This is a genomic window from Pseudomonas sp. 3HC3 (genome assembly GCF_044904505.1).
GTDB classification, from domain to species: Bacteria; Pseudomonadota; Gammaproteobacteria; order Pseudomonadales; family Pseudomonadaceae; genus Aquipseudomonas; species Aquipseudomonas putida_Y.
On record NZ_JADDRH010000001.1, the window covers coordinates 905,805 to 924,095 of the forward strand.

Here is an 18,291-nt window from a genome sequence, read left to right on the forward strand (position 1 = left end):
ATGAGTGCAGCTCCGACCGGACTCTTCTGCGACTGGCTATACCGGCCCGTGACTTTCAGCGGAAAGGTGAACATCCAGCCGGTGAATAATTGACTGATTCTCCGACATCACGCTGAATAAAATATGTGCAAATGTAAAAAATCATGATGGCATAATGCCTCGGAAACCAGCAATATCCACACGTTCCCAGCGGATATGAAGGAGCGGTTCCGATGACATGGCCAGTCACGCTGAAACTCGACAGAGCAGCCTACCCGCTCAGCGTGGTGCAACGCGCCGCTTATTCCCTGGCCGACATTGTCGCGATCCAGGTCGGTATTGAAACCAATCTGATAAGCCTCACGGCCCATCCCGCTGAAGCAAGGCTAACGCTTTCCCCGGAGCAGGCTCACTCGCTGATCCTCCAGCATCTGAACGACTTCGCCCTACGCGACCATATCAATCGCGAAACAGCAGGGTTGCGCGAAGTCCTGGCCCGAGCCGCGCTCGCTGGATGTGGGGTTTCGCAGTGACACTGATTGCGACAGACGCCAAGCACTACCGCTTGCTGCCTTTTCGATTCATGCGCATGAACACGGGACATGACCGTGACATCCTACTCACCTCCGATACCGGTGAGTACCTGCACGTTAACGACGCGCAATTACGAGCCCTCAGTTACTTCGACGTTCAAGCAGGTACGCCTTTTTACAAGGACCTGCTGGCCCGCCACTTCATCTACGAACCAGGCCGCCACGACCCGTTCCCGGAAATGACCGCGCAGTATCGCAGCCGCAAGGACTTCATCTTCCAGGGCCCTGCACTGCACTTGTTCGTGGTTACATTGCGCTGCAACCACACCTGCCAGTACTGCCAGGTGTCGCGGGCCCCTCTGGGAGGATCCGGCCATGACCTGTCGGAAGCGGATGCACAGGCGGCGGTCGCTCGCTTGTTCGAATCGAACGCTCCCGCCCTGACTGTGGAGTTTCAGGGTGGCGAGCCGCTTCTGGCCTTCGAGCGCGTCCGCCAGATTGTCGAATGGGTCGTTGAACGGAACGTGGTCGAACAACGGGATATCCAGTTCGTCATCACCACCACGCTGCACCACCTGACGGAGGAAATACTCGACTTCGCAGAACAAAATCGCATCCAGTTTTCGACCTCGCTCGATGGGCCGGCGCCCTTGCACAATGCCAACCGCCCTACCCCGTCACGAGACTCGTACGAACGCACCGTAAAAGGCATCCACTGGGTCCGTGAGCGCCTTGGTCATGATGCAGTTTCCGCGCTGACCACGCTGACTTCAAGAAGCCTCGAACAACCTGAAGCGATCATCGATGAATATGTAAGCCAGGGCTTCACCAGCATCTCACTTCGGCCTCTGAGCCCTTATGGGTTTGCCACCAAGAGTGCTCATCGACTTGATTACCCTATTGAGCGATACCTGGCCTTCTACAAAAGGGCACTGGCCTATTTACTACGTATCAACCAAGAGGGCGTATACCTCTCAGAGAGTTATACGAGCCTGTTGCTGAAGAATATCCTGACACCCTTCTCCTCCGGCTATGTAGACCTGCGCTCCCCCGCTGGCGCAGGCACTGCGGCGCTGGTCTACAACTATGACGGTTACGTCTATCCCTCGGACGAAGCCCGAATGTTGCTGGAGATGGGTGAAGCTGGCTTGAGGCTCGGCACCGTGCAGCAACCCTTGTCTGAATTACTCGCATCGCCCGTTATGAATGCGTTGCTCGCCAGTGGTGTAGCAGAGGCGCTGCCGGGCTGCTCCGATTGCGCACTTGTCCCGTACTGTGGTGCTGACCCCATCGAACACTATGCCCGCCAAGCTGACCCGATCGGACACCGAGTGTTCAGCAGCTTCTGCAAGAAGAACATGGGGCTGCTGAAGCATCTTTTCGGCCTGCTTCGCGATGGCGACGACAACGTGCAGAGGGTGCTGCTGTCTTGGTTGAACAGGCGCTCTTACAACGATATCCGGTTTCCGGGTTACAGGGGCTGATGGCGATGCTGCGCAAAGATACCCACTTCGAAATCCATCACCTGAATGAGCCGAAACTGCTCAAGGTCATCACTCTGGATGAGTTCATCGAACAAGGCCTGGCGGTTTGTGCCGGAAGCGCCGAGTTCGGTGACCTGCTGCTTTGGCTGCCAAACGAAGAACGGCTACGGAGCCCGCATCTGCTCTCATTGCCAGTGGGTGGATTCCTGATTCCGGAACCATTGATCGGCGACTTCGACAGCGCGCGGCCACACCTGCACACCCCTAAAGATGCGGATGTCGTGCAGCCCGGCGATGTCATTGCCATCACACCAGGCAACGCGATGGTGCGAGTGCTCTATCGACGAGGCTCAGACAGCAACCTTCTGTTCATGACTGATCGTTGCAACAGCCTCTGCCTAATGTGCTCGCAGCCGCCCAAAGATATCGATGACCGTTGGCACATCGAGGAGAACCTACAGCTGATCGACCTGATGGACCCGGGCGAGGAAAATCTGGGAATCAGCGGCGGAGAACCCACGCTTTATCGCGACGGCCTGCTCGAAATCCTGGCCAAGTGCAAAGCCGTTTTGCCGCAGAAATCCATTCACGTGCTCAGCAACGGGCGTCTGTTCCAGGACCCGAGCTGGATCGCAGCGCTCTCTGCCATCGGCCACCCTCAGTTGAGCTGGGGCATCCCGCTGTATGCCGACAATGCCGAAGACCATGACCATGTGGTGCAGGCTCCAGGCGCGTTCAGCGAAACCCTGCAAGGTCTTTACAACCTGGCGCGCGCCAACCAGATCATCGAGATACGCGTGGTGCTCAATCGTCTGACCACACCACGCTTGCCAGAGCTCGCCCATTATGTATTCAGAAACCTGCCCTTCGTGCGGCATGTTGCGCTGATGGGTATCGAAAGTACCGGCCTGGCCAGGAAGAACTACGAAGAACTGTGGATTGACCCGCTGGACTATCAGGAGTCGTTGAGCCAGGCCGTGTATTTCCTGTTCAACCGCGGAGTGCCGGTTTCGATCTACAACTTGCCCCTGTGCCTGATCCCCGCCCACCTCTCGCGTTTCGCCCGCCAGAGCATCTCGGACTGGAAGAACCTGTTCATCGATACCTGCCAGCAATGCGCTGCCGTCAAACATTGCTCTGGCTTCTTCAAATCCCACACCGACCGCTGGCAGAGCCGCGGCGTACAACTACTATCGACCGAGGCCTTTAGCGCCTATGCAAGGAGTGCACAGTGAAATTGCTTGACCGCTGGAAAGTCCTGATCAGTGGGATCAGCTTGCTGCCAATGGCAGGTACCCCCCTGGCACAGGCGGGACATCTGTCGCTCGCCGATGCAAATTGGCAACCCAACGATAAGCTACAGCCCCCGGTATTTGCCGATACGCTCAATGCGCCAGACACCGTCAACATCTATGCGGCACATCGCTCGCACAGTTCACACCGGTCCCACAGCTCGCACAGTTCTCACTACAGCGGTTCGGGTGGCTATAGCGCACCTCGCTACTCCAGCCCACCCGCTACCAGTACCCGAAACTACAGCGCGCCGAGTGCTTCGAGCAGCACCTCAAGCAGCAACAGCCTTTATCAGTCGTCTGGCACTACCAGCGGGACAAGTTCGAGCACTTCAAAGAGCCGCGCGACCAATGAGCAGAAAAGCAACCTGGTTACCCGTGTGCAGACTGCGCTGATGGTGCGCCAGTATTACCAAGGCACCATTGACGGGGTGATGGGCAAGGCGACACGTGGTGCGTTGATGGCCTTTCAGATGGACAGTGGGCTGACCGTGAATGGCCGGATGGATACGCCATCGCTGAATGCGTTGGGTATCAAGATTCCATAAGTCGCTTCAGGTTAAAGCTAGGGAAACTCCGAACAAGTTGCTCATCAGTCGAAAATGGGCGGCTTAGGGATGCCGAAAAGCCCGCTTTTCAGTCGCTGATTATTGGATAACCAAGGCAAAGCCTTGGTTATCTGGACTCACGGGCGCACCTCTCCCGCAGCAGGCAATAATTGCCGGCGCACCATCCACAGATTCGACAGGGCAAACAGCGTGGTCAGTTGCCCCGTGTTCTTGGCCAAGCCACGAAAACGAGTCTTCACATAGCCGAACTGGCGTTTGACCACCCGGAACGGGTGCTCCACCTTCGCACGCACTTGCGCCTTGGCCTTTTCGATCTTGCGCTTGGCTTGGTAGAGCACGCTGCGTTTGCTCAAGTGCTTGTAGGTGCTGCGGCGGGCAGCGACCTGCCATATCACCTGCCGTCCCTCGTGTTCTGGCCGCTTTTCCAAGCCTGTGTAACCCGCATCCGCACACACGACATTCTCTTCGCCATGCAATAGCTGAGCGACCTCCGTCACGTCAGCTACGTTCGCGGCGGTACCATGAACGTGATGCACCAGACCCGATTCAGCATCCGCGCCGATGTGGGCCTTCATGCCGAAATAGTACTGGTTGCCCTTCTTCGTTTGATGCATTTCAGGATCGCGCTTGCCTTCCTTGTTGTTGGTCGAACTGGGCGCGTGGATGATGGTAGCGTCGACAATGGTGCCCTGGCGCAACGACAGGCCCTTGTCTTGCAGGTAATTGTTGATGGTTTCCAGAATGCCGGCCGCCAACTGATGCTTCTCCAGCGGGTGCCGGAAGTTCATGATCGTCGTGTCTTCGGGGATCGGAGCGCTGAGCGTCAGACGAGCGAACTGGCGCATCGAAGTGATCTCGTACAGCGCCTCTTCCATGGCGGAATCGCTCAAAGAGAACCAGTTCTGCAGCAGGTGAATGCGCAGCATGGTTTCCAGAGGATAAGGCTTGCGGCCACCGCCAGCCTTTGGGTAGTGAGGCTCGATCAACGCCACCAGTCCACTCCACGGAACCACCTGTTCCATCTCGGCCAGGAAACGCTCGTGACGGGTTTGCTTGCGCTTACCGGCGTACTCGAAATCGGAAAAGCTCATCTGGCTCATGGGATGGCGGACTTGTAGAAGGCAGTTGGACGGAGGGCTATTTCAGCACAGGTCAGATGGCCTGTGCTGACTTGATCGGAGAATCCCTAGAGATCGCAAAGTTACGATTATGTTGACCGGCAACGCCTCTGTCAGCTCGGGTTCGTATGCACGTAGTCGAGCCTTTGCCTTAAGAGGGTTAGTACCGATAGCTTGCCTGCACTAAAAATATATTCGCACTGTTCTCGTAATTTGCACTGTATTCGGGTTGAAGGCCAGAGTTGTTCGCTTGGTTTACCGAGGCTTTGGATTCCCAGAGATAGCCATAAGCAAAGTCTATCGTCAGATCGGGGCTCGGCAAATAAGCGCCACCCAGGGTCACGACTTGGCGGTTACCAACCGGAACGCGCACGCTACGATCGGCATTGCTGATTGGCGACGGATCGTAGGCGTAGCCTGCACGCAGCAACCATTGTTGGTTCAATTGAAAGGATGTACCAACGGCGGTGGACCATGTGTCGTGCCAGTTCAATGGTTCGTCCACACGCTCCAGGCCCGCACTCTGGCCAAGGGCGGAAACATCGCTGTTGATTGCCTCGATCTTTTTCAGTCGACTCCAACGCTTCCAAGTGGTTCCCAGGTAGCCCGTCCAGCGACTATTGAAATGATGGGTGATAGAGGTGTCCACGGATTCGGGCATCGTGATGTCTATCTTGTTGTCATACTTTCCGTCCAGCGGGATAACGCTCGGAGAGCCGGAAACCTCGGTATGCCCTTTTAGGTGATAGCTCACCTTCGAGTGATAGTTAATCCCCCAACTTGTTGCATCACTCAAGTCAACCAAGAGGCCGACGTTGTAGCCAATTGCCGTGTCATCGCCTTTGAGGGTGATCTGTGTGTCCTGGCCGTTGTTCAGGGCCCCGCTGGCCAGGTAATTCTGAAGTTCTGCATCGAAATGGTTTATGGTCGGCCCGCCACCAATGGACACGTAATCATTGATCCGATAGGCAATGGTGGGCTGCAGGGTGACCTCCTTGGTCGAGCTATAGGAACCTTGGTAGCGCCCCTGAAAAGTGCTCTCGTATTCGTTGATCAGACCACTCGGAGCATAGAGGCCCAGACCAATCGAAAAACGATCATCAAGCGGCGTCGACATATAGGCGAAGGGCAGGATCGTCAAAGGTACCGAGTCCCCCTTATTTGTTCCTGCGACACTGCTCTGCGCATCACTAATGTCGTCGCTCCCCGAGATGATCGCCGCCCCGCCGGAAATCTCGGCACGTTTCAACTTGGTCAAGCCAGCAGGATTTCCGTAGATGGTGCTGGCGTCCAGTGCGGAAGACGACCTTCCCGCATAAGCAGTTCCCGCGCTGCTGGCACTTTGTTCGTTAAGAGCAATGCCATTGGCACCTGCAATTGTAGAGGCACTGAGCAGTGCCATTACACTGGTGTACTTAACCCACGCAGCACACTTTCGCTGAGCGGAGAGACACGGGATTTCACAGCCATTGATTTTCATTTTCCACCTCTCGTTTATTGTTTTTGTTGATTGCACGCAGGCAAGGCTTTGCCTTCCTGTGCACTTTTGAGTGCCGGTTGGAGTTGATCGAAGTGGTGTAAAAGAACCTGAAGAAACACCGCCAGGGCAAGACTGCTGGACTTACAAATGCGAGCCAGGGACTCAATTAAGCCATTCGACTTGGAGCTATAGCGCAAGAGCGGCGCCACGATTTACTGGTTAGTTCCGGCCCGGATGCGGGCGAAATGCCCGCGACCAGAAGTGGTCATTCGTTCAGGCTGCGACCCTGACCTAAGGAAGCCTTGACTTCATCGCTTAGTCTTACCGCTTCGGCGACTTTTCCAGCGTCGAAACCGATCCACTCGATAAGCCGGCGCAGCAAGCCTGGCGCTTTCGCCACCAGCATCTGGCTGCGTGGCACCGTCACCAAGTCATGCCGCTGCTCGATGCAATCCACCAGGGCGGCCACCACCTGCTCCAACGCGACGAACTGCCAGATCCCCTGATGGTTATTCCAGACCAGGGTGGAGGACGGCCCATCAACGATCGCCTCCATCATCGGCGTTTGGAAGAAGGTCGGGTGGAACGAGCCGACGCTCACACCGTGCTGACGAAGCTCCAGACGCAAGCTGTCACACAGGGCCCAGACTCCTGCCTTGCTGGCGGTGTAGGCCGTGTTCAACGGCGAATGAACGAAAGCCGCCATAGACGAGATGGCCAGTAGATAACCCTGGCGTGCCTTCACGTGGGGCAGTGAAGCGCGGAAGGTGCGCGCCACGCCGTTGAGGTTGATATCGATTACCCGGTCAAACGTGGCGGGATCGATATGCTCTAGGGCTACCACCGAGCTGACGCCAGCGCCGGCGACCACAACATCAATTCCGCCGAAATGCTGCGCGGCCTCTTTTAACGCCGTTTCCAGACTCTCAATTGAGCGCACATTGGCCACCCAACCGACAGCGACATTAGGCCCGCCCAGGGTGACAGCCATGGCATTCAGGCTATCCAGATCGAGATCCAGCAAGACCAGCTTCGCGCCTTTGTCGCGAAGGGCCTGCGCGGCGGCTCTGCCGAGACCTCCCGTGGCACCAGTGATAGCGATGACGCGGTCGTTTAATGAGTAGCTCTTCATGGGTGAACCTTAAGCAAGTAGTGGGGCATCAACTTGGGCTCTGGGTGCGAACGGTTTCTTCTTCCAATTGGTAGAGCAACCGTTGCAGGTGGGCATCGCGTGTCAGATGCCAGTCTGTGAAGACGTTGAACAGGCCACGCAACAGTGAGATGGGCGCCCAGCGAGCCGGTACAACGATGCGCGGCTGGCGCTTTTGTAGACCGCGCACCACGCCACGTGCCACCTGTTCAGGTGCAATCGCCCGATGCAGGAAGGCCGGCAATAGGGTCTCGTTCATCTGGGTGGCGATGGCGTTGCCACCGAAAGCGACCTTGGCGATGGCGGTCGCCGTCCAGCCGGGATAGAGCACGCTGGCGCTGGCGCCGGTCGCACTTAACTCGGCGCGCAGCGAGCGGGCCAGCGACTCCACCGCTGCCTTGCTCGCGGCATAGGGCGCGTTGGCCATGCCGTTCAAGTAGGCATAGGTCGACGACGTGACCAGCACTTGACCCCGATTGCGCACGACCTCCGGCAGTGCGGCGCGCATCGCGTGCCACACCCCGAACAGATCCACCTCAATGATGCGACGGAACTCCGCTTCGTCGCAGGTGCGTAGGGTCGCCGGTACGCCTCGCCAGGAGATGCCGGCATTGGCGAAGGCCACATCGAGACGGCCGAAACGCTCGACTGCTTGGCGTATCACTGCCTTTGCCGCCTCGGCGTCGGTGACGTCGAACGCCAGCGGCAACACGCGTTGGCTGTTGAACTCCTGAGCCAACTTGTCCACCGCCTCCTGCGAGGTATCGGTCAGCACTAGGCTGGCACCCTGCACATACAGTTCGCGTGCACTGGCGGCGCCGATGCCGCCAGCCGCGCCGGTGATCAGAACCACTTTGCCTTGAAGGTCGTACATATTCTTATCTCTTCGTTGGCGTGCTTGGCACGTTGCGCTTGAGGAAGTCGAGTTGATCACCCACCACCTGCTCGAAGGCTTCGCCTACATAAATATCGAAATGCCCATGGGCATAGCGATGGATCTCATGACGTGGCGCGCGCCTGGCGTGACGCAGCGTCTGCTTCGCCGGTGCCACGCTGTCGGGATCGCACACGCAAAACAGCACGGGGGCCTGGATACGAGGTGTACTGTGCCCGGGGTAGTAGCGAATGATGTCCAGGGCAAAGCGCGCGGCGGCCTCTTTGCGGATGTGCGCACCTGACGGGATCAGCCCGTTATAGCCACTCCAGGCATCCGGCGAAGTCATGAATGCCGTATCGCCAGGTTGACCGGCGAGCGGAACCAGAATGGGTTTGGCGCCGAACCACGAGCCGATACGGTCGGCCAGGGCCAGCAAGGTGAGGCGAAGTGACACCAGAAGTTCGGTGGCAAGACTGGAGCTCAGGCCGTCGGTGAAGGGACATTGGGAAATGACAGCGGCCACCCTGGCATCGTCGGCGGCGGTGGCCAGCACATGCCCGCCACCGAACGAGGTGCCCCAGATAACGACACGCTGCGAGTCCACATCCGCGTGGCGGCGGGCGTGATCTATCGCGGCTTTCCAGTCTTCGAGTTGGCGGTTGATATCCAACAGTTGGCGAGGTTCGCCATCGCTGTCGCCGAAGTGGCGATAGTCGAATACCAGGCAAGCGTAACCGGCGGCGGCGAAGCGGGTGGCAAAGGCCGGCAAGCGCATCTTGCGCGTCCCGCCAAGCCCATGCGCCATCACCACCACCGGGAAAGGTCCTGCGCCCAGTGGGCGGTAAAAGTCGGCAACGCAACGCGAGCCGTTGGAGAAGAACTGGATTGTCGCTGGTGCCAGAAGATCGGTGATCGTGTTCATGAACGGCATCTGCTGGAATGGCTGGAGTGTCATCATTCTCGGCCGCTGCCGTTAGGAAGGCTTGACGGTATCCGACGACTTGCTTGACACTTTGCGCCAAACAACAAAAAGCCAACCGACCCAAAGAGGCCCGATGAGCCAGCCTTTGTATAGGCGCGTGGTGCCCGAGACCTACGTGCAACTGCTCTATGAATACCTGGAGGCGCTCGGTCATGAGCCTGAGTCGGTGCTTGGCCAGCCCTGGCCCACACCTGCCCAGGAGGGTGTCGGCGGCGTTGATGTGGAATGCTGGGATCGCCTGCTGGTGACGGCGGCGCAGGCACTGGACGACCCGCTGCTGGGCCTGCACGTCGGTCAAACCATCAGCGCCCGGCATATCGGTGTGCTCGGTTCGGTGCTGCTGGCCTGTGGTAATTTCGGTACGGCTATGCAACGCCTGGAGCGCTACATTCGCCTGGTGTACGACGTCATTCCCATGACTCGCCGCGACGGCGACGGCTGGTTCGAACTGGTCTGGGATGTCAGCCAGTACCAGCCCGGACCCTTGGTGAACGAAACCGGTATGGTTGCCATAGTGCAGTTCTGCCGTGCCCTAGCGCGCGGCACGGCCAACCCGTTACGAATCGATTTCAATCATCCCAGCCCAATCGATACCAGTCCGTATGAAGCCTTCTTCGGCTGTCCGGTACGCTTCGGTCAGACCGAGGCGGTATTGCGTTTCTCCGCGCAACTGCTCGAACTGCCCTTCAAGAGCCCTGACCCGGCGCTGGTCTCCCTATTGGAACAACATGCGGATCGCCTGCTGGCCCAGTTGCCACAGCAGGATGAATTCGTGGAACAGCTGCGTAAGACCATCACCCATGCTCTGCGCGAAGGTGAGCCGAGCATAGAGCGAATAAGCCCCCAGCTGGGCACCTCGTCACGCACGCTACAGCGCCGTCTACAAGAAGCCGGCACCAGCTTTCGCTATGAGCTGAACTTGGTCCGCCACGAACTAGCGTTGTCGTACCTGCGCGATCCACGCCTGCAAATCGTGGATATCGCCATGCTGCTGGGCTATTCGGAGCACAGCGCCTTCACTCGCGCCTTCAAGGAGTGGAGTGGAAGGTCGCCCCATGAGGCGAGGCAACTCAACTCGGAGAGTTACTGAGCGGGGAGTCCATGGAATTAGGGAAGGCTTCGGGAGCAGGCTCAGTCTCTGTTCGGCCTCGGGACATCAGGCCCTTTTTGAGTGGTCCATTGAGTGGCCGCTGAGCGTTTCGTTATCAGGGCTTGAATCTGCGCTAGCGTGTTGCGAAGACAGGTTGGCGGCCCCCGAAGACTCGATGCAACCTTCAGAGATATGATCCTGCGATCACAACCCGAAGGTGGCCTATGGTTTCAACATCCCAGACGGCCATATGTTCAAGGACTGCTTCGTCGATGGCGGGGTATTCGATGACGACTGGCGTCGATTCCGGAAGCTGTACAAGGTGCGAGTGAATATGTTGGTGTTCTACCCCCATGGCAGCTTGGCTTTGTGCCGCAACAACATAGAGGAAGAGTTCAAGATCCGCGCTTTGGGCGGCGGTTTGCTGGAGGCCATTCTGCAGGAGTGGAAAAACGAGCGTGTGGTACCGCTGTTTGTCAGTGAAGGAACCATGCGGCAGAAGGTAGCTTCGATTCAAAATAGTTACTACCTGTCTGGCAGCGCAGACAAAGTAGAGGTCAACCCTTAATCACGGCCTCGCCTGTCATGCCTTCAGGCACGGCCAATCCCATGGTGAGAATAGTCGGCGCCAAATCGCACCTCTCGTACCTTGGTCAATTAACCCCAACTGGATCCTGCTGCCATGCGCCGCGCTGCTTGCTTACATGATGGCCATAACCGCTGCATCCTTCTAAAAACACCTCTGATCAATGGACTGTAGTATCTGGCAATCGGTCAGAGCTCGCACTATCCCACAAATTCGGTTTTTTCCACTCACTGTTCGATGATCCCTTAATGTGGGACGTGCTTCGCATACCCGACTATTCCAGCGTCAACAAAACACAAATCAGTGTGTGCTGGTCACAAGGCTAGAAAGCCATAGATGGAACTTTTCCACCAACAAGTCAATTTCCTCGACACTGATCGTCAATGGCGGCAGGAACCGAACCACCGCACCATGCCGCCCGCCCAGTTCGAGGATGACGCCCTCGCGAAAACATTGCTGCTGCACGGCCTTGGCCAGTCCGCCGTCGCCAGCCGGCACTCGTGCCTGGCCCGGCGCCGTGGAAACGAACTCCACACCGACCATTAGGCCGCGCCCACGGACATCGCCCATGCACGCAAAGTCGCGCTGCACCTAGCGCAGTCGCGCCTTCATGTTCTTCGGGGACCCCGATAGCTTGTGACTGACTTCCATCGAGAGCCATATCGCAACCCTTGACCGTCGCTGTACGACCCATAACCGACTTTTGAGGTGAAGCAGCTGAAGATCGGTCAACTGAGTATTAGCCCATGGACGCTCCATTATCTTGCAGCGCCCGCGGGCGGTGGCTGCGTACCTCGGCCTCAGGAGCCTTGGCCGCCTGCAAGTGGAAGTCAAACGCCAGTTCGGCAAAACGCTCGCCCTGCACACCGCGATTGTGGGCCGCTGCAGCATCGTCGACAAACTGCAGGTCGCCGATCAGGCCGTCGCGGGTGGCGTAGGCGAAGTCGTCCCACAGGTACTTGTCACCGGCGAAGTTGATCTGCGTGGTCAGGTGGCGGTGGCCTGGAGCCGAGATGAAGAAGTGCACATGTGCCGGCCGCTGGCCGTGACGGCCAAGCAGGTTCAGGCACTCCTGGGTCGGGCCCTGCGGGTCGCAGCCGTAGCCCGATGGCACGATGGAACGGGCGCGGTAGCGGCCTTCGGCATCGGTGACGATGCGCCGGCGCAGGTTATAGTCGGACTGGGTGGAGTCGAAGTACGAGTAGGTGCCCTGGGTGTTGGCGTGCCACAGGTCGACGATGGCGCCGGCCAGCGGCTGGCCGTCGGCATCGAACACCTGGCCCTGGAGGAACATGACCACTCCGGGGTCGGTGCCGTCGTCCATGCGCGCGTCACCCTCGGACAGCGGCGCCCCGGCCACGTACAGCGGGCCCTCGATGGTGCGCGGGGTGCCGCTGGTCAAACCGGCTTCGGCGTCCTTGGCGTCCTGCAGCAGGTCGAGGAAGTGCTCGATGCCCAAGCCTGCCGCCAGCAGGCCTGTCTCGTTGCGCCCGCCCAGGCGGTTGAGGTAGGCGACGGCATGCCAGAACTCGTCCTCGCTGACCTCCAGGTCTTCGATCAGGCGCGCGGTGTCCTGCAGTACGCGAAGCATGATCTGCTTGAAGCGCGGGTTGCCCTCGGCCTGGCCAAGGCCGGCCACTTGCTCGAAGAAGGCCTGGATATCGGCGGTGTGGGAGATCTTCACGGTCATTTCTGCTTACCTCGAATTGTTCTTGTCAGGTAGTCGTGGCTCAAAGTCGAATCAGCGGTCGTTGCTGTGGATCGACGACGGGTGGCAGCACAGGCCGGCGACCTCGATGTCCATGTACGGGAAAAGCGGCAGCTGCATCAACGTGTGGTGCAACGCCTCGACACTGGGCTGGATGCGCCACAGGGTGGTGCCAGCTGCCATCGCACTGCAGACGATGGGCCAGCTCCCTCTCGTCGGCCTTGAGCTGGTCGGCCTTGGCGGCTTGATGTCGACCGGTAGTTTCATGGGCATCTTTACGTGGAACAGCATCATTGTCTCCTTGCTTGCTTGCGATCAGCTGCGGGCGAAACGAGCCAGGCGCTTCGTCTAGGGTCAGGCCCAGCCATGGGTTTGTAGAATGTGCAAAGGCGCGGGTGGTATCGCCGCTGGCCAGGGTCCAGGCCGTTTCCAGGCTGTCGCGCACGCGGCCGCCCAGCAGTTCGCTGACCGGCAGGCCAAAGCGCTTGCTCTGGGCGTCGAGCAAAGCAATCTCGATACGCGACTTGGCAACGGAAATGAAAGAGTGAGGTTACTGCCTCACAGCTCCTTCCCTACTCATATGTTAGAAGTCGCATTTTTTGACTGCTCACGATTTCCTGCACCGAAGACAGGCAATCAATGGCCGCGGATATACTGTTCGAGTTGCAGAATCAGGTCTGCTTGCTCTGCGATTGCAGCCTTGACCAAATCACCTATCGACAGCAAACCCACCAGTTTTTCGTTTTCTACCACCGGCAAATGACGAAGATGTTGTTCGGTCATAATCTTCATGCAAGTCTCAATGCTCTGATGAGGGGCCACTGTTACCACTGGTGAACTCATGATAGACCTGACAGGCGTACCAGCCGAGGAACGCCCCTGCAGGATCATCTTCCGCGCGTAGTCTCGCTCACTGATAACACCGATAACAATACCGTTCTCAATGACAGGCAGCGCACCCACATTGCGTTCCGCCATGGTCCTGACAGCTTCGAGGACCATTTGCTCTGGGGCAACAGCGTAAACTTTACGCTCAGTCTTTAAACAGATCAACTGCGCAACCGTCTTCATAATTGGCCTCTCTTGTTTTTATGACCCGCAAACATCCAGCACAGAACATTAAGCTGGCAAATAATCTGATTAGCTTCAAAAAGTCAAATAGCGACAACCCGCCAGAGACCGCCTTTATAGTCAGTGCTTTCGACTCTGCTCAACTGTCTTTGATGGCGCTTCCATAAATAATTTTTTGTAGTCGGATGAAAAACGCCCCATATGATTAAAGCCCCACCGCATCGCAACTGCAGTGATATTGCCATTGCCTCCACCTTCCAGAAGCGCCTGCCTTACGGCTTCCAGACGAAAGCGCTTCAAGTACACAGTGGGGGTGATGCCGAAATATTTCTTAAAGTCTTCATAGAGTTTGAAGCGCGACACACCCACCGCCCGCCCGACCTCGTCCAACTTGATTTCATCACTGGCGTGTTCATGCAAAAACTCTTTGGCCTTTAATAAATACTCAGGGTAGCGTATTTGCGAGCGACCAGCCAATTCGTTTGAGTAATTATTTGGCTGAGACAAGATCAAACCCTTTATCAACGCTTTTTCAAAATCACCAACAATTGAAACATGGCTAAAAAAATCCCGCGCCTGATCCATCTCTACGAGTAGGTATTTAACCAGACGCCACCATGCAGCGGCGGCTTTGTCACTTGTACTTATTTGGTTTTTGAAGACGATCGGCTGCTGCGCGGGCCGCTGTAGCAGTTCCTCCAACACCTGGCGCATTGCTGTACATGTAATGGCGACCTGAATTTTTCGACAATTACCTGAAATAGACAACTCTTGCTGACCATAAGGCGATACAATTATTCCATTTTCGCTATCCGACGTCAGCAATCCATCTGGCGTCTGCAATTCCTGCTCACCACTGATGGGTAGACTGATGCTGTAACGGTTTAGTACCGACGCATCGATGTCGATACAGACGTCGGTGCCGTATTCTATATATCCAATCACCGTAGACATCGACTTCAATATATTGCCGGCATGTTGAAAATGAAGGCGCTGCGGGGACGATGTCTTGAGTTCGTGAGGGCCGCAGATATTCATCATCCAGGCTTGCGCACCTTGTACATCATGATGCACCGCATGGACGCCTTGGAATTCAGCATTTTTTCCGGCATGAGTGTGCAGATTCATGGCAGCACCACAGAATTTACAGATCAGGCTAACACCATATTACGAGCACCGTTGAGTTACTATCCGAATAACGCAGAAAACATCACAAAAATGCAAGAAAAACAAACCGGCCATACACCTCCATAAGAGGGAGCTGTGCTGCCTCAGAAGCGGATAGAAATCGCCTCGAATCCGGATAGATGCCCCCTGCAGAAAGGCCTTTAATCGGACTGAGCCTAAAAACTACAAAAGGGTGCACCTGATGAACAACTCGAGAAGTATTGCGCAGTGGCAAGAATACATCCAGGGCTGCCTGGATTTCCGTCCGACTGAAGGTATTTATCGTATTGCCCGCGACATGTTTACAGAACCGGAACTGTTCGACCTGGAGATGGAATTGATCTTCGAGAAGAATTGGATCTACGCCTGCCACGAGAGTGAAATCGCCAACCCCAATGATTTCCTGACGATGCGTGCGGGTCGTCAGCCCATGATCATTACCCGCGATGGCAACAATCAGCTTCACGCGCTGATCAACGCTTGTCAGCATCGGGGCGCGACCCTGACTCGCGTCAGCAAAGGCAACCAATCGACCTTTACCTGCCCGTTTCACGCCTGGTGTTATAAAAGTGACGGCCGCCTGGTCAAGGTCAAGGCCCCGGGGGAATACCCTGAAGGCTTCGACAAGGCTACCCGCGGCCTGAAGAAAGCACGGATCGAGAGCTACAAAGGCTTCGTGTTCATTAGCCTGGACGTCAACGGCAGCGACTCGCTGGAAGACTACCTCGGCGATGCAAAGGTGTTCTTCGACATGATGGTCGCTCAGTCTCCTACCGGCGAGTTGGAAATACTGCCCGGCAAGTCGACCTACAGCTACGACGGCAACTGGAAACTGCAGCACGAAAACGGCCTGGATGGGTATCACGTCAGCACCGTGCACTACAACTACGTCTCCACGGTGCAACATCGCCAGCAAGTCAATGCCGCCAATGGCGGCGGCTCCAGCACACTGGACTACAGCAAACTGGGCGCCGGTGATGCAGAAACCGACGATGGCTGGTTCTCGTTCAAGAATGGCCACAGCCTCTTGTTCAGTGATATGCCCAACCCGACTGTCCGCGCCGGTTATGCCAGCGTCATGCCGCGCCTGGTGGAGAAATACGGCCAGCAGCAAGCTGAGTGGATGATGCACCGTCTGCGCAACCTCAACATCTACCCAAGCCTGTTCTTCATGGATCAGATCAGCTCGCAGCTACGTATCGTGCGCCCGGTAGCCTGGAACAAGACAGAAATCACCAGCCAATGTATCGGCGTCAAAGGTGAGTCCGATGCGGACCGGGAAAACCGCATTCGCCAGTTCGAAGACTTCTTCAACGTTTCAGGCATGGGAACTCCCGACGACCTGGTGGAGTTTCGTGAAGCCCAGCGCGGATTCCAGGCACGCCTTGAGCGCTGGAACGAAGTGTCTCGCGGCAGTGAAAAATGGGTCGAAGGCCCCACTCCCAACAGCGAGGTCTTGGGCATCAAGCCGGTACTGACCGGCACCGAGTTCACTCATGAGGGACTCTACATTAATCAGCACGGTTCCTGGCAGCGCTTCCTTCTGCAAGGCCTGGAACAAAAAGCCCTGAAGTTGAAGGAGGTGTGAAATGAGCGCACTACAACATTCCATTGAACAATTCCTCTACCGCAAAGCCGAGCTGTGCGATCAGCAGGATTGGGACGCCTACATCGCCCTCTTCGATGAGCAGAGTGAATTCCACCTGCCGCAATGGGAATCGGAGCATGTGTACACCACCGACCCCAAGCGCAGCATGTCGCTGATTTACTACTCGAACCGCTCCGGCCTTGAGGACCGGGTGTTTCGTCTGCGTACGGGTAAGTCGGCGGCGTCAAACCCGATGCCGCGCACCATGCACCAGATCAGCAACGTGCGGATCAACGAGCTCGATAACGGCTTGCTTGAAGTCAAGGCAGCCTGGGTCACCCTTTATACCCGACAGGGGTTGTCCGAGCAGTTCTACGGCCACGTGACCTACCACCTTAAAGCGGTCGCAGACAGCTGGAAGATCACCCGCAAGCACATCGTGTTGCTCAATGACACCATCAACTCAGTGCTTGATTTTTATCACTTGTGACCTGTGGAGCACGCTGTCATGAACCATAAAGTCGCTTTCAGCTTCGCTGACGGCAAGACCTCGTTCTTCGAGGTCAAGCCAAACGAGTTGTTACTCGACGCTGCGCTGCGCAATGGCGTGAACATCCCGCTGGACTGTCGCGAAGGTGTCTGCGGCACCTGTCAGGGGCGCTGCGAATCAGGTCAATACACTCAAGATTATGTCGATGAGGAAGCTTTGTCCGAACACGATCTGGCGCAACGCAAGATGCTCTCTTGCCAAACCCGAGTGCAATCGGATGCGTCGTTCTATTTCGATTTCGATTCGAGTTTGTGCAACGCTGGAGCAACTCAATTGCTGCAAGCGGTGATTACCCGTGTGGAGCAGGTTTCAGCCACTACCGCGATCCTTCATCTCGACGCTCGCTCCAGCCAACAGCAATTGGATTTTCTTCCGGGACAATACGCGCGACTGCATGTACCTGGAACCAGTGAGTGGCGCTCCTATTCTTTTGCCAACCGCCCCAATCCTACTAACCAGCTTCAGTTTCTCATCCGCCTACTGCCGGATGGCGTGATGAGTAACTTCATTCGTGAGCATTGCCAACCCGGTCAAATCATCGACTTCGAAGCCCCTTTGGGTAGCTTTTATCTACGTCAAGTGACCAAGCCTCTGGTGCTGGTTGCAGGAGGAACCGGTCTGTCGGCCTTCCTTGGGATGCTAGATAACATTGCAGAAAAAGGTGGCTGTGGGCACCCGATCCAACTGTTCTATGGTGTTACTCAGGACAATGACCTGTGCGAAACCCAACGACTTGCGGACTATCGCGAGCGTATCGTAGATTTCGACTACCACCTCATCGTGTCGAGGCCATCAGAGCAGTGGAAAGGGAAAACCGGATGGATTCCTGATCACTTTGACCGAAATGCGTTTGAGGCTGATCCATTCGATATTTACCTGTGTGGCCCTCCTCCAATGGTAGAAGCGGTCAAGACCTGGTTCATCGAGCAGCGAATCGAAAAATTCCAGATGTTTTACGAGAAGTTCATCGAGAGCAATTCAAAACATTAAGAGTCATGGGGAGTATCTGGAATCGACCAGATACTCCCCCCGTTTTTTATCAACTGCCTGGGCCCCGTTCAACTCCC

19 protein-coding genes and 2 pseudogenes are annotated in these 18,291 nt (G+C 56.7%); 10 read left to right on the forward strand and 11 right to left on the reverse strand.

Going from position 1 to position 18,291, the window contains the following annotated elements; translation table 11 throughout:
- Positions 1-212 precede the first annotated feature (212 nt).
- Genes hxsD through hxsA form a run of 4 tightly spaced genes read left to right on the forward strand, consistent with a single transcriptional unit; the run spans position 213 to position 3,836 of the window.
- Positions 213-512: a His-Xaa-Ser system protein HxsD gene (gene hxsD, locus INQ47_RS04430; RefSeq protein ID WP_404701194.1), complete on the forward strand. Its 300-nt coding sequence runs from the start codon at positions 213-215 to the stop codon at positions 510-512.
- The gene (gene hxsB / locus INQ47_RS04435; RefSeq protein ID WP_404701195.1) at positions 509-1,996 is read left to right on the forward strand and encodes a His-Xaa-Ser system radical SAM maturase HxsB; all 1,488 of its coding nucleotides are present in this window, start codon (positions 509-511) and stop codon (positions 1,994-1,996) included. The genes hxsD and hxsB overlap by 4 nt, the downstream gene beginning before the upstream one ends.
- Positions 1,996-3,231, forward strand: coding sequence for a His-Xaa-Ser system radical SAM maturase HxsC (gene hxsC, locus INQ47_RS04440; RefSeq protein ID WP_339535953.1), 1,236 nt, complete (start codon positions 1,996-1,998; stop codon positions 3,229-3,231). The genes hxsB and hxsC overlap by 1 nt, the downstream gene beginning before the upstream one ends.
- Positions 3,228-3,836, forward strand: coding sequence for a His-Xaa-Ser repeat protein HxsA (gene hxsA / locus INQ47_RS04445; protein WP_404701196.1), 609 nt, complete (start codon positions 3,228-3,230; stop codon positions 3,834-3,836). Before hxsC ends, hxsA begins: the two co-directional genes overlap by 4 nt.
- Positions 3,837-3,973: 137 nt before the next feature.
- Here hxsA and INQ47_RS04450 read toward each other — a convergent pair whose 3' ends face one another.
- From INQ47_RS04450 to INQ47_RS04470, 5 genes are all read right to left on the reverse strand, one after another.
- Positions 3,974-4,957 carry an IS5 family transposase gene (locus INQ47_RS04450; RefSeq protein ID WP_404701197.1) on the reverse strand — a complete coding sequence of 328 codons (984 nt, stop codon included), beginning with the start codon at positions 4,955-4,957 and terminating at the stop codon, positions 3,974-3,976.
- Positions 4,958-5,135: 178 nt separating this feature from the next.
- A complete protein-coding gene (locus INQ47_RS04455; protein WP_404701198.1) occupies positions 5,136-6,455 on the reverse strand; it encodes an outer membrane protein transport protein in 1,320 nt (439 codons plus the stop codon).
- 265 nt (positions 6,456-6,720) lie between these two features.
- Positions 6,721-7,587: an SDR family NAD(P)-dependent oxidoreductase gene (locus tag INQ47_RS04460; RefSeq protein ID WP_404701199.1), complete on the reverse strand. Its 867-nt coding sequence runs from the start codon at positions 7,585-7,587 to the stop codon at positions 6,721-6,723.
- A 28-nt stretch (positions 7,588-7,615) separates the two neighbouring features.
- Positions 7,616-8,479 (reverse strand): SDR family NAD(P)-dependent oxidoreductase, encoded by an 864-nt coding sequence (locus INQ47_RS04465; protein WP_404701200.1) that lies wholly within the window; start codon positions 8,477-8,479, stop codon positions 7,616-7,618.
- A gap of 4 nt (positions 8,480-8,483) precedes the next feature.
- Positions 8,484-9,404, reverse strand: a complete 921-nt coding sequence (locus INQ47_RS04470; RefSeq protein WP_404701201.1) for an alpha/beta hydrolase — start codon at positions 9,402-9,404, stop codon at positions 8,484-8,486.
- 133 nt (positions 9,405-9,537) lie between these two features.
- Here INQ47_RS04470 and INQ47_RS04475 point away from each other — a divergent pair, with 133 nt between their 5' ends.
- From INQ47_RS04475 to INQ47_RS04485, 3 genes are all read left to right on the forward strand, one after another.
- Positions 9,538-10,554, forward strand: a complete 1,017-nt coding sequence (locus INQ47_RS04475) for an AraC family transcriptional regulator (RefSeq protein WP_404701202.1) — start codon at positions 9,538-9,540, stop codon at positions 10,552-10,554.
- A 217-nt stretch (positions 10,555-10,771) separates the two neighbouring features.
- Entirely contained in the window at positions 10,772-11,122 is a 351-nt protein-coding gene (locus tag INQ47_RS04480; RefSeq protein ID WP_404701203.1) for a DUF4917 family protein, read from the forward strand.
- A 64-nt stretch (positions 11,123-11,186) separates the two neighbouring features.
- A complete protein-coding gene (locus INQ47_RS04485; RefSeq protein WP_404701232.1) occupies positions 11,187-11,288 on the forward strand; it encodes a DUF4400 domain-containing protein in 102 nt (33 codons plus the stop codon).
- Between the two features lie 152 nt (positions 11,289-11,440).
- On the opposite strand, the gene INQ47_RS04490 is transcribed toward INQ47_RS04485, so the two are convergent.
- The 6 genes and pseudogenes from INQ47_RS04490 to INQ47_RS04515 form a co-directional block, all read right to left on the reverse strand.
- The gene (locus INQ47_RS04490) at positions 11,441-11,710 is read right to left on the reverse strand and encodes an aminotransferase class III-fold pyridoxal phosphate-dependent enzyme (RefSeq protein ID WP_404701204.1); all 270 of its coding nucleotides are present in this window, start codon (positions 11,708-11,710) and stop codon (positions 11,441-11,443) included.
- Between the two features lie 169 nt (positions 11,711-11,879).
- The gene (gene catA / locus INQ47_RS04495; protein ID WP_404701205.1) at positions 11,880-12,830 is read right to left on the reverse strand and encodes a catechol 1,2-dioxygenase; all 951 of its coding nucleotides are present in this window, start codon (positions 12,828-12,830) and stop codon (positions 11,880-11,882) included.
- A gap of 51 nt (positions 12,831-12,881) precedes the next feature.
- Positions 12,882-13,139: pseudogene (locus tag INQ47_RS04500) on the reverse strand (muconolactone Delta-isomerase family protein).
- An 85-nt stretch (positions 13,140-13,224) separates the two neighbouring features.
- Positions 13,225-13,377 (reverse strand): annotated as a pseudogene (locus INQ47_RS04505) (muconate cycloisomerase); the annotation flags it as partial.
- 107 nt (positions 13,378-13,484) lie between these two features.
- Positions 13,485-13,919 carry a CBS domain-containing protein gene (locus INQ47_RS04510; protein WP_404701206.1) on the reverse strand — a complete coding sequence of 145 codons (435 nt, stop codon included), beginning with the start codon at positions 13,917-13,919 and terminating at the stop codon, positions 13,485-13,487.
- Between the two features lie 120 nt (positions 13,920-14,039).
- Positions 14,040-15,047 (reverse strand): AraC family transcriptional regulator, encoded by a 1,008-nt coding sequence (locus INQ47_RS04515; RefSeq protein WP_404701207.1) that lies wholly within the window; start codon positions 15,045-15,047, stop codon positions 14,040-14,042.
- A 241-nt stretch (positions 15,048-15,288) separates the two neighbouring features.
- On the opposite strand from INQ47_RS04515, the gene antA reads away from it, so the two are divergent.
- Genes antA through antC form a run of 3 tightly spaced genes read left to right on the forward strand, consistent with a single transcriptional unit; the run spans position 15,289 to position 18,214 of the window.
- Positions 15,289-16,674 carry an anthranilate 1,2-dioxygenase large subunit gene (gene antA / locus INQ47_RS04520; protein ID WP_404701208.1) on the forward strand — a complete coding sequence of 462 codons (1,386 nt, stop codon included), beginning with the start codon at positions 15,289-15,291 and terminating at the stop codon, positions 16,672-16,674.
- A 1-nt stretch (position 16,675) separates the two neighbouring features.
- Complete coding sequence (gene antB / locus INQ47_RS04525) at positions 16,676-17,164, forward strand: anthranilate 1,2-dioxygenase small subunit (protein ID WP_404701209.1); 489 nt, start codon at positions 16,676-16,678, stop codon at positions 17,162-17,164.
- Positions 17,165-17,182: 18 nt separating this feature from the next.
- Complete coding sequence (antC, locus tag INQ47_RS04530; protein WP_404701210.1) at positions 17,183-18,214, forward strand: anthranilate 1,2-dioxygenase electron transfer component AntC; 1,032 nt, start codon at positions 17,183-17,185, stop codon at positions 18,212-18,214.
- The last annotated feature ends 77 nt before the right edge of the window (positions 18,215-18,291 follow it).